This is a genomic window from Micromonospora maritima, from assembly GCF_902825405.1.
Classification (GTDB): Bacteria; Actinomycetota; Actinomycetes; order Mycobacteriales; family Micromonosporaceae; genus Micromonospora; species Micromonospora maritima.
Map to the genome: position 1 here is coordinate 1 of NZ_CADEAU010000184.1, position 9,955 is coordinate 9,955.

General features: G+C 73.2%; 11 protein-coding genes and 1 pseudogene. 3 read left to right on the top strand and 9 right to left on the bottom strand.

Translation table 11 applies throughout. The features are described 5' to 3' along the window. Positions 1-977, bottom strand: a 977-nt coding sequence (locus HUW36_RS17395; protein ID WP_484502596.1) for a helicase domain-containing protein, incomplete at its 3' end; no start/stop codon positions are given. Positions 978-1,178: 201 nt separating this feature from the next. Between HUW36_RS17395 and HUW36_RS17400 the strand changes: the two genes are divergently transcribed. Next, positions 1,179-3,584, top strand: a complete 2,406-nt coding sequence (locus HUW36_RS17400; protein ID WP_425487243.1) for a ricin-type beta-trefoil lectin domain protein — start codon at positions 1,179-1,181, stop codon at positions 3,582-3,584. A 130-nt stretch (positions 3,585-3,714) separates the two neighbouring features. Continuing rightward, positions 3,715-4,452 carry a Clp protease N-terminal domain-containing protein gene (locus HUW36_RS17405; protein ID WP_174529138.1) on the top strand — a complete coding sequence of 246 codons (738 nt, stop codon included), beginning with the start codon at positions 3,715-3,717 and terminating at the stop codon, positions 4,450-4,452. A gap of 48 nt (positions 4,453-4,500) precedes the next feature. Here the strand turns inward: HUW36_RS17405 and HUW36_RS17410 are convergent, their stop codons facing one another. The 4 genes from HUW36_RS17410 to HUW36_RS17425 form a co-directional block, all read right to left on the bottom strand. Next, on the bottom strand, positions 4,501-5,019 hold the full coding sequence (locus HUW36_RS17410; RefSeq protein WP_091580819.1) for a hypothetical protein: 519 nt from the start codon (positions 5,017-5,019) through the stop codon (positions 4,501-4,503). Positions 5,020-5,121: 102 nt separating this feature from the next. After that, a complete protein-coding gene (locus HUW36_RS17415) occupies positions 5,122-5,307 on the bottom strand; it encodes a DNA repair protein (protein WP_091584059.1) in 186 nt (61 codons plus the stop codon). An 82-nt stretch (positions 5,308-5,389) separates the two neighbouring features. Then, on the bottom strand, positions 5,390-6,409 hold the full coding sequence (locus HUW36_RS17420) for a sensor histidine kinase (protein WP_174529139.1): 1,020 nt from the start codon (positions 6,407-6,409) through the stop codon (positions 5,390-5,392). Then, complete coding sequence (locus HUW36_RS17425; RefSeq protein ID WP_174529145.1) at positions 6,402-7,097, bottom strand: response regulator transcription factor; 696 nt, start codon at positions 7,095-7,097, stop codon at positions 6,402-6,404. The genes HUW36_RS17420 and HUW36_RS17425 overlap by 8 nt, the downstream gene beginning before the upstream one ends. A 116-nt stretch (positions 7,098-7,213) precedes the next feature. Between HUW36_RS17425 and HUW36_RS17430 the strand changes: the two genes are divergently transcribed. After that, positions 7,214-7,879 carry a GNAT family N-acetyltransferase gene (locus HUW36_RS17430; protein ID WP_174529140.1) on the top strand — a complete coding sequence of 222 codons (666 nt, stop codon included), beginning with the start codon at positions 7,214-7,216 and terminating at the stop codon, positions 7,877-7,879. A gap of 187 nt (positions 7,880-8,066) precedes the next feature. Here HUW36_RS17430 and HUW36_RS17435 read toward each other — a convergent pair whose 3' ends face one another. The 4 genes and pseudogenes from HUW36_RS17435 to HUW36_RS17450 form a co-directional block, all read right to left on the bottom strand. Continuing rightward, positions 8,067-8,774, bottom strand: a complete 708-nt coding sequence (locus tag HUW36_RS17435; RefSeq protein WP_174529141.1) for a TetR family transcriptional regulator — start codon at positions 8,772-8,774, stop codon at positions 8,067-8,069. Beyond that, positions 8,707-9,195 (bottom strand): thiol-disulfide oxidoreductase DCC family protein, encoded by a 489-nt coding sequence (locus tag HUW36_RS17440; RefSeq protein ID WP_174529142.1) that lies wholly within the window; start codon positions 9,193-9,195, stop codon positions 8,707-8,709. The genes HUW36_RS17435 and HUW36_RS17440 overlap by 68 nt, the downstream gene beginning before the upstream one ends. Beyond that, a complete protein-coding gene (locus tag HUW36_RS17445) occupies positions 9,192-9,635 on the bottom strand; it encodes a hypothetical protein (protein WP_174529143.1) in 444 nt (147 codons plus the stop codon). Before HUW36_RS17445 ends, HUW36_RS17440 begins: the two co-directional genes overlap by 4 nt. Positions 9,636-9,766: 131 nt before the next feature. After that, positions 9,767-9,955 (bottom strand): annotated as a pseudogene (locus HUW36_RS17450) (glycoside hydrolase family 3 protein); the annotation flags it as partial.

A 9,955-nucleotide genomic window follows, 5' to 3' on the forward strand; every position in this document is an offset into this window, starting at 1 on the left:
GGCAGGTCGGCGGCCCGGGCCGAGGCGAGCGCCTCGGCGACCTCGGCACCGGGCAGGGTGACGAACCGGCCGCCGACCAGCAGCCGCTCGGCCGGGTCGGGGACGCCGATCCGGGCGTCCAGCGCCCGGGCGAGCAGGCCGGCCATCCGGGCCTCGCCCTTGATCCGGGCCACCGCGTCCGGCTCGACGCGTCCACGAGGGACATCCGGGGCGAGCCGGCCGACGTCGCGCAGCTCGACCCCGTCGTCGCCGAGGGTGGGCAGGATCTGCCCGATGTAGCGCACGAACGTCGGGTGCGGCCCGACCACCAGCACGTCCGGGGCCGACATGTCCGCGCGGTGCTGGAACAGCAGCCAGGACACCCGGTGCAGCGCCACGGCGGTCTTGCCGGTGCCGGGGCCGCCCTCGATCACCAGCACCCGGTCGCGTGGGGCGCGGACGAGCGCGAACTGGGCGGCCTGGATGGTGGCGACGATGTCCCGCATCGTGCCGGTGCGGCCGCGGCCCAGCTCGGCCAGCAGGTGGGCGTCGACGGCCTCGGCGATCTCCGCGAGGATGGTGTCGGTCAGGTCGTCGATGGTGTTGCCGGTGCAGGTGAAGGCGCGTTTGCGGCGGATCCCGGCAGGGTTGTCGGCGGTGGCCTCGAACCAGCCGGCGGCGGCCGGGGCGTGCCAGTTGACCACCAGCACCTCGCCGTCGGCGTCCCGGATCAGGTGTCGTCCGACGTAGCGGACCTCGCCGGCCTCGTCGTCGATCCGGCCGAAGGCCACCGCGTCGTCGGCCGCGCCGAGTGCCCGGGCGGCGGTGTCGGCGTACTGGCGCAGGTGGGCCGCGGCGGCGCCGTGGGCGGCGGCCGACGGCAGCCGGGCCAGGTCGTCGCGGCGCCGATCGCGGTGCGCGGCCGCCACGTCGAAGTAGGCCTGCTCGGCGGCGATGTCGGCTGCCTTGGACGCCGTGTCGGCTGCCGTGGACGCCACGCGACCCTCCCTCACGCCGGTGCCTGCCGGTCCGGCCGGCGGGACTCGGTCGGGGACCACCGTACCGTCCGGACCGGTGCCGTGCCGACCCCCGCGGGAAGCGCTCGTGGCGTTGACCAGCGATGTGTGTGAACGCTAACATCATCGAAGCGTATCGACGTTTGACGATCAATTGTCGGGGGAGCCGAGGAGGCGGGCCAGGTGGACAACGCAGTGCTCCGACGACGCGGGTCGTGGCGGACGGTGGTGTCGGCGGCCGTGGTCGCCGTGGTGGCGGCGGCAGCCGTGCTCACCGGGCACGCCGAGCCCGCGCGGGCCGCGACCACCGTCACCGTCAACGGCGCGTCCGGCGGGCGCACGTTCGACGGTGTCGGCGCGGTCAGCGGTGGCGGCGGCAACAGCCGACTGCTCATCGACTATCCGGAACCGCAGCGCGGCCAGCTCCTCGACTACCTGTTCAAGCCGGGCTACGGGGCCGCCATGCAACTGCTCAAGGTGGAGATCGGCGGCGACACCAACTCCACCTCGGGCGCCGAACCCAGCCACGAGCACACCCGCGGCAGCATCAACTGCAACCGGGGCTACGAGTGGTGGCTGATGGAGCAGGCCAGGGCGCGCAACCCGACCATCGCGCTGGCCGGGCTGGCCTGGGGTGCGCCCGGTTGGATCGGCAACGGCAACTTCTGGTCCACCGACTCGATCGACTACCTGGTCGCCTGGCTGGACTGCGCGGCCACGCACGGGCTGACCATCTCCTACCTCGGCGGGTGGAACGAGAAGGGCTACAACGCCACCTGGTACAAGAACCTGCGCGCCGCGCTCGACTCGCGTGGCTACGCGGCCGTGAAGATCGTCGCTTCGGACGACTTCGGGTGGGCCGCCGCCGACGAGTCGCTCCGCGACCCGGCGTTCGCCAACGCCGTGCAGGTCTTCGGCAGCCACTACGTCTGCGGCTACCGCAGCGCGCAGAGCAGTTGCCCCAGCTCCGCCAACGCGGTGTCGACGGGCAAGCAGCTCTGGGCCAGCGAGAACGGCTCCGACGACTACAACGCCGGCGCGGCGGCGCTCGCCCGGGGCGTCAACCGGGGATACCTCGACGGCAGGATGACCGGTTACCTCAACTGGCCGGCCATCGCCGCCATCACCCCGAACATCCCCTGGGCGACCACCGGTGTGGCGGTGGCCCAGCAGCCGTGGTCCGGCGCGTACTCCATCGGCCGCAGCGCGTGGGTGATGGCGCAGACCACGCAGTTCACCGCCCCGGGCTGGCGCTACCTCGACGGATCCGGCGGCTACCTCGGCGGCAACCGCAACAACGGCAGCTACGTCTCGCTGAAGTCGCCGAACGGCAGCGACTGGAGCACCGTCGTCGAGACCATGGACGCCGGCGCGGCGCAGACGCTCGACGTCACGGTCACCGGCGGGCTGTCCACCGGGGTGGTGCGGGTGTGGTCGACGAACGTCAGGTCGAACAACCCCGCCGACCACTTCGTCCGGGGCGGCGACATCACCCCGGTCGGCGGGCGCTTCTCGCTCACCGTCCAGCCCGGCCACGTCTACAGCATCACGACCACCAGCGGGCAGGGTAAGGGCACGGCGACCAGCCCGGCGGCGGGCACCCTGCGGCTGCCGTACGCCGACACCTTCGACAGCTACGCCACCGGCCGGCAGGCCCGCTACCTGATGGACCAGCAGGGCTCGTTCGAGATCGCCGGGTGCGCCGCCGGTCGGGCCGGGCAGTGCGTACGCCAGATGTCGGACCAGACGCCGATCTACTGGACCTCCGGCCAGGCAGAGCCGTACGCCCTGCTCGGCGACCTGAGCTGGCGCAACTACACGGTGTCCTCGGACGTCCTGCTGGAGAGGCCCGGTTACGTGCAGCTCGTCGGGCGCGCCAACACCTACAACCACCAGGGCCCGCAGAACCTCAACGGCTACTACTTCCGGGTCACCGACGGCGGCGCCTGGTCGATCCGGAGCAACAACACCAGCGGCAACTGGCGCACGTTGGCCAGTGGCACCACCTCGGCCCTGGGCACCGGCCGCTGGCACACCCTGGCGCTGAAGCTGGACGGTGGCACCCTCACCGCGTCCGTCGACGGCGTCACGGTCGGCTCGGTGTCGGACACGACCTGGGTAGCCGGTCAGATCGGGTACGGCACCGGCCAGGGTGTCACGGCCCAGTTCGACAACCTGTCGATCACCCCCGGCGACGGTTCCGGCAGCCCGACCGGGGAGATCCGCAGCGCGAGCGCCAACCGGTGCCTGGACGTCAACGGCGCCAGCCAGGCCGACGGTGCGGTGGTGCAGATCTGGGACTGCAACGGCGGGGCGAACCAGCGGTGGACGCTCGGCGCGAACAACCAGCTGACCGTCTACGGCAACAAGTGCCTGGACGTGCCGGGCACCGCCTCGGGCAGCCGCGCGCGGATCATGACCTGCACCGGCGGTGGCAACCAGCAGTGGCGGGTCAATGCCGACGGCACGATCGTCGGCGTCGCCTCGGGCCTCTGCCTGGACGTCAACGGCCAGGGCACCGCCAACGGCACGGCCGTCCAGATCTGGACCTGCAACGGTGGCAGCAACCAGCAGTGGATCCGCGGCTGACGCTGTCGACGCGTCGATCATGAGGTTGGCGGCCCGAGCGGAGATCGACAACGCCGCCGACTTCATGATCGACGAGAAGAGCGTCAACCCAAGGTTGACGAGTGCGAGCGCGTCAACCTATGGTTGACGCATGGATGAGACCGAACCGCTCACGATGAGCCACCCGGTGCGCCTCGACGAGCTGATCGAGGGCATCAAGAAGACCCGTTCCAACGCACTCGACCAGCTCGCCGACGCGGTCCTGGTCGCCGACCACCTGGGCGACGTCGCCGACCACCTGATCGGGCACTTCGTCGACCAGGCGCGCCGTTCCGGCGCCTCCTGGACGGAGATCGGCCGCAGCATGGGGGTGAGCAAGCAGGCCGCCCAGAAGCGCTCCGCGGCCAAGGTGGAGACCGCCGCCGCGCTCGACCCGAGCGCCGGGTTCGGCCGGTTCACGCCGCGCGCCCGCAACGTGGTGCTGGCCTCGCAGGAGGAGGCGCGGGCCGCCGGCAACGCCGAGATCACCCCCGGGCACGTCGCGCTCGGGCTGCTCGCCGAGCCGGACGGGCTGGCGGCCGCGTTGATCGTGGCGAAGGGCGTACCCCTGGAGATGTTCCGGGAGGCCGTCGTGCCGACGCTGCCGGCGCGGGCCGACCAGGTCCCGGACCTGATCCCCTACGACGCGCGCGCCAAGAAGGTGCTGGAGCTGACGTTCCGGGAGGCGCTGCGGATGGGCCACAACTACATCGGTACGGAGCACATCCTGCTCGCCCTGCTGGAGGAGGAGGGCGACGAGGGCGTGCTCGGCGGACTCGGCCTGCGCAAGGACGCGATGGAGTCCGCGGTGGAGGGCGCGCTGGCGGAGCTGACGCGCAAGCGGGCCTGACCCGCGTCGGGCACGTGTCACGGGGGCACGTGCCCGACGCGCGACGGGTCAGTCGGCGGTGGGGAAGCCGTACCGGGCGGCGTGCTCCGGGTCGGCGGGGTCGACCTGGCGGATGCCGGCGTCGGCGAGTCGCTTGTTCACCTCGTCGAGGCGGTCCCGCACCAGGCGGGCCTCCTCCTCGGTGACCCGGCCCCGGTGTGGCCGGCCGGCGTGCTCGATGGTGCCGTAGTCGATCTTCTCGGCGGTCCGCCGGGCCTTCGGCGGCTTCACCCGCTCGGCGGTACGCAGGAGCTGCGCCATCGGCACGTCGGTGGCCATCGCGTCGAACTCACTGGCGGTCAGCACCACCCGGCGCGGCTCGCCGCCGCCGTGCCGGTCGTGGATCTCCACCACGGCCACGTCCAGCGCCGCGTCGTCGATGCTCTCCACGTCGACCGGGGTGGCGTCCAGCTGCACGGGCCCGGCGACCAGGTCCGGGTGCTCCAGCACGACGACCTTGACCACCTCGTCGTCGGGGGACAGCACCTGGCCGGTGAAGTCGGAGACGTGGATCGTCTTCTTGCCCATGCGCGGAGCTTCTCCTGTCGTAGCCGGAAATCGGACCACAAGACGCTACCGCACAGGTGTGCGAAGCCCCGGACCTCCGCCGTCCGGTGTGTCGCGGCCCGCTCAGCGGGTCGTGAGGCCGCGCCAGGCGGAGCTGTCGGCGGGCTGGGTGTTCAGCTCGGCCCAGGAGAGTCCCCGGTCGCGGGCCTCGCGGTAGCCCGGCTGCGCCGGGAACCGCCCGGCGGAGTCGGCGGCCCGCCAGCTCTGCTCCGCGTCCTGCTGGAATCGGTCATTCGGATGATTCGGCATGACCACTACCGTCCCAGAGAAACTTGTCCATGTATGGAAATCAATATGACGCAGGATCGATGCGTTCGGTTCCGTCGGAGCGTCAGATTCCTGCGGCCGGCAGGCGGACCACGAATCGGCATCCGTCGCTGACGTTCTGCACCTCTACCCGCCCGCCGTGCGCCTCAACCAGTCCGCGCACGATCGCCAGGCCGAGGCCGCCGGATCCACCCGGCTCGACCGCCGGGGTACGGGCCGGCTCACCGCGGAACGCCACGTCGAAGACCCGGGACAGGTCACCCTCGGGGATCCCGCCACAGGTGTCGGCGACGGCCAGCCAGGCCGTGTCGACCTCGCGCCCGGCGTCCACCCGTACCGTGCCGTCCTCCGGGGTGTAGCGGATCGCGTTGAGCAGCAGGTTGCCCACCACCCGGGCCAGCTCCCGCTCGCTGGCGCTGACCGTCGGCCAGCCCGCCTCGGGGGCCACCAGGCGGATCCGGCGCGCCGCCGCCAGCGGGGCCGCCCCGGCCAGCGCGTCGGAGACCACGTCGCCGAGCGGCACCGCGGACAGCGACAGCCGCAGCGCGCCGGCGTTGATCCGGGACAGCTCGAACAGGTCGTCGACAAGCCTGGTCATCCGGTCGGTCTCGACCCGGATCCGGCGGTGGTACTCGGTGACCGTGGCCGGGTCGTCGACCACGCCGTCCTCCAGCGCCTCGGCCATCGCACGCAGGCCGGCCAGCGGCGTACGCAGGTCGTGCGAGACCCAGGCGACCAGGTCGCGCCGGCCCTTCTCGATCCGGCGTTCCCGCTCGCGGGCCTGGTCGGCCCAGACCGCGGCGGCGGCCAGCCGGCGGCCGAACAGCCAGCCGACCGCCAGGCTCACCACGCCGGCGGCGGCCACGGTGGCCAGCACCACCTGGAGGTCGTGCGGGGACAGGAACATCGCCTGGGCGACCACGGCCACCCCGGCGGCCACCGCGCCGACGGTCATGGCCAGCAGCACCGAGATGTGCACGGTGATCGACCGGCCGCGCAGCAGCCGCAGCGTCACCGCGCCGGCCAGCCCGACGGCGAGCGCGGCGGCCAACGCCACGCCGAAGATCAGCGCGAGGTCACGCATCGGCCGGCTCGTACCGGTAGCCGACGCCCCAGACGGTGACGATGCGGCGGGGCCGCGCCGGGTCGTCCTCGATCTTCTCCCGCAGCCGCCGCACGTGCACGGTCACGGTCGACTGGTCGCCGAAGCTCCAGCCCCACACCCGGTCCAGCAGTTCGGCGCGGCGGAACGCGCGGGCCGGGTGCCGCATCAGGTGGGCCAGCAGGTCGAACTCGCGCAGCGTGAGGGTCAGTTCGCGGCCGTGCAGGCGGGCCACCCGGGGGCCGGTCTCCACCTCCAGACCGCCGTCGACGAGCAGCTGCGGCGGCGCGGCGGCCGGCTCCCCGCCGGCCCGGCGCAGCACCGAGCGGACCCGCAGCACCAGCTCCCGGGGGGAGAACGGTTTGCCCAGGTAGTCGTCCGCGCCCAGTTGCAGGCCGAGGATCCGGTCGGCCTCGTCGCCGCGGGCGGTGAGCATGACGATGGGTACGCCGTCCGGCCGCTCCCGCAGCCGCCGGCACACCTCCAGCCCGTCCAGCACGGGCAGCATCAGGTCCAGCACCACCAGGTGTGGCGGGCGGCGGGCCACGGTGTCCAGGGCCGCCGACCCGTCGCCGACGTGCTCGACCTCGTAACCGGCGTGCTCCAGGTAGCGGCAGACCACGTCCGCGACCGTCCGGTCGTCGTCCACCACCAGCACCCGCTGCGCCACCGCGCACCTCCCGCTCACGGAGAGGCCAGCGTAGCCACGGGTGGGAGCGCGAGCCATTGCCAGGTTCTTACGGTGTGGGCGGGTCGGAGCGGGTCCGGCGGGCGTACCGTGATCATGTGCTCGACCGACGGCTGTTCCTGCATCTGGCGACCTGGTTGGGGCAGTGGCCGGCGGCACCGGGATGGCACGTGGTCCGCTCCTACCGCCGGGCCCGCCCGGCCTGGGACGGTCGGCTGCGCCCGGCGATCGGCGTCGCGGTGGACGGCAGCGCGATCCTCTCCGTGGCGCCGGACCGGGTCGAGGCGGTCCGGGCGCTGATCCGCGGGCGTCCCCGCGACGCGTGGCTGCCGGCGCTGCCGGCAACGGTGGGCACGCCGGAGTTCACCACGCAGGCCGGGGCCTTCCGCTGGTGCACCGACCCGGCGCCGCTGCCCGACGTGGGGGAGTGGCTCCCGCCGACGGTGCCCGGCGCGCCGCCCTGGCTGCGCCTGTTCGACCGGGAGGTGCTGGTGGTCCGGGACGACGACGGCGCGTACCTGGCCGGGGTGGGGATCAAGCGGCACGACGCGTACGGGCATGAACTGGCGGTCGGCACGACGAAGGCGGCCCGCGGTCGCGGGCTGGCGCGGCGGCTGGTCGCCCAGGCGGCCCGTCGGGTGCTGGACGAGGGGGCGGTCCCGACCTATCTGCACGACGCGGACAACGTCGCCTCCGCGCGGGTGGCCGAGGCGGCCGGGTTCCCGGACCGGGGGTGGACCTCGTTCGGCGTCTTTCCGCACTGACCCTCGCGGCGTGGGCGCGGACCGTGGATCCCGGGCCGGATCCACGGTCCGCTGCCTCTCCCCCCAGGCCCCGACACCGGTAACGCTATGTGTGCGAGCGGGCGGCGGGCAAGGGGTGCGGCGACGGTTGGCCCTGTCCGGTTACGGACTTGACCTGCGCAATCCCGTCGGCTCGAAGCGGCGAGCGTCAGTGACGCAGAGTGTGGATCAGGGTGAGCGCCTGTCGGGTGACCGGTCGCAGCACCCGCAGGCGGGACAGCCCGACGAGCCGGTCGACCAACGGCACCACGCCGTCGATGAGCTGACGGGTCTTGACCTGCCCGGGCGAGCGGTCGTGCACCCAGTAGAGCACCACGCCCATGTAGCCGAGCCAGAGCAGCTCCGGCAGCGTCTCCCGCAACTCGTCGTCGAGCTTGGCGGTGGAGCCCGCGAGCACCTCGCGGAAGAGCGCCACGGACGCCTCGCGGGGCGCGGACGACTCGGTGGAGAACGGGCTGAGCGGCGAGGTCGGCTCGGCCGCCGTCTTGAAGAAGGTGCCGGCGAACGAGTGGTACGGGCTGAGCACGTCCACGCCGGCGTGGAGCACCCCGGCCAGTCGCGGGGCGAAGCCGCGCTCCCGGGCGAGCACCGGAGCGGCGACCGCCCGGTGCTCGTGCTGGGTCTCCGCGTAGAACTCCTGGATCAGGTGTTCCTTGGAGTCGAAGTAGTAGTAGGCGTTGCCCACCGCCACGCCGGCCTCCTGGGCCACCGCCCGCATCGTGGTGCGCGCGTACCCCCGCTCGCGGAACAACCGCAGGGCGGTGTCCAGGATCAGCCGGCGGGTCTGCTCACCCCGGGCGGTCGCCCCGGTGCTCGGGCCACCCGCAGCGGTCGTCGGCGCACTCTGCTCGGTCATCGTCGTCACCGTATCCCGGTTCCCGGATCCGCTCGCGGACCGCGGCGGCCGCCGCCACCACCCGCCTGGCCAGCGGGAGCAGGTGCGGGCGGGCCAGTCGTTCGGCCGTGCGGCGGTGCTCGGCGAGCGCCCACAGGCAGGCGAACCAGGCGCCGTCGCCGGTGTAGACCGCGCCGGTGTCGGCCACCACGGTCAGGTCCCGCAGCGTGGCGTCGTGGTCCAGCCCGGGGAGGCGCGACCGGGCCTCCGCCGACCCGGCCGGCACGAACTCCAGCGGTACGAGCTGGGCGCGCGAGGCGAGCCACCGTCGGGCGGCCCGGCACAGCGGGCAGCCCGCGTCGTAGAGGACGGTGAACCCGCGGATCCCACCGGCCCCGTGCCCGGTGGGATCCGACGGGTGTCCGCCCGGGGCGGACGTCACCGGGCCGGCGGGTTCGGCCCCGCCGGCGGGGCGGGGTGCGGGCCACCCTGGGGCGGGAGCACGGCGACCGGGGGCAGCGGCGGGTGGGTCGCCTGCTGCCGCAGCCGGCCGCGGCGGTAGCGGCCGAGCGCGAACACGTTGAAGAAGTGCAACGCCCCCAGGACCAGCAGCACCAATCCCACCTTGAGCGAGAGCTGCTCCAGTGCCTGGCTGGCGTCGCCGACCGGGCCGGACTCCTTCATGGCCACCGTGACGTAGCCCAGGTTGAGCAGGTAGAAGCCGACCACGAGCAGGCTGTTGACCGCGTCGGCCAGCCGGCTGTCGGCGAACACGTCCTGCAGGAACACCAGCCCGTTGCGGGAGAGCGCCCGCGCCACCCAGATGGTCAGGCCGATGCTCACCGCGAGGTAGGCCAGGTACATCCAGACCTTCACGTCCATCCCCCGTCGTCTCTCTTGAACATGTTCAAATTCGCGTCGCGCCGAGCGTACGACGTTTCTTGAACGTGTTCAAGTCCCGGACGCACGCCGGCCCGCCGTCGCGGACGGCGGGCCGGGTGGGGCGGTACGGATCAGTCGGTCAGGCCGAGCACCCGCGCGGCGGCGCGGCCGTTGGCGTGGCTGGCGCCGTAGGTGGCGACGAAGGCGCGTGCCCCCACCGGACGCCAGGCGCCCGGCCAGCCCATCTCCACCACCGTCACCGGGTGCGTGGCGGCCAGCGCCTCGACCAGCTCCCGGGCGCCGGGCAGCCGGTGCAGGTG

Coding starts and splice junctions, on each gene's coding strand:
- HUW36_RS17405 (WP_174529138.1), top strand. CDS start 3,715: ATGGATGAGACCGAACCGCTCACGATGAGCCACCCGGTGCGCCTCGAC.
- HUW36_RS17410 (WP_091580819.1), bottom strand. CDS start 5,019: ATGGGCAAGAAGACGATCCACGTCTCCGACTTCACCGGCCAGGTGCTG.
- HUW36_RS17415 (WP_091584059.1), bottom strand. CDS start 5,307: ATGCCGAATCATCCGAATGACCGATTCCAGCAGGACGCGGAGCAGAGC.
- HUW36_RS17420 (WP_174529139.1), bottom strand. CDS start 6,409: ATGCGTGACCTCGCGCTGATCTTCGGCGTGGCGTTGGCCGCCGCGCTC.
- HUW36_RS17435 (WP_174529141.1), bottom strand. CDS start 8,774: ATGACCGAGCAGAGTGCGCCGACGACCGCTGCGGGTGGCCCGAGCACC.
- HUW36_RS17445 (WP_174529143.1), bottom strand. CDS start 9,635: ATGGACGTGAAGGTCTGGATGTACCTGGCCTACCTCGCGGTGAGCATC.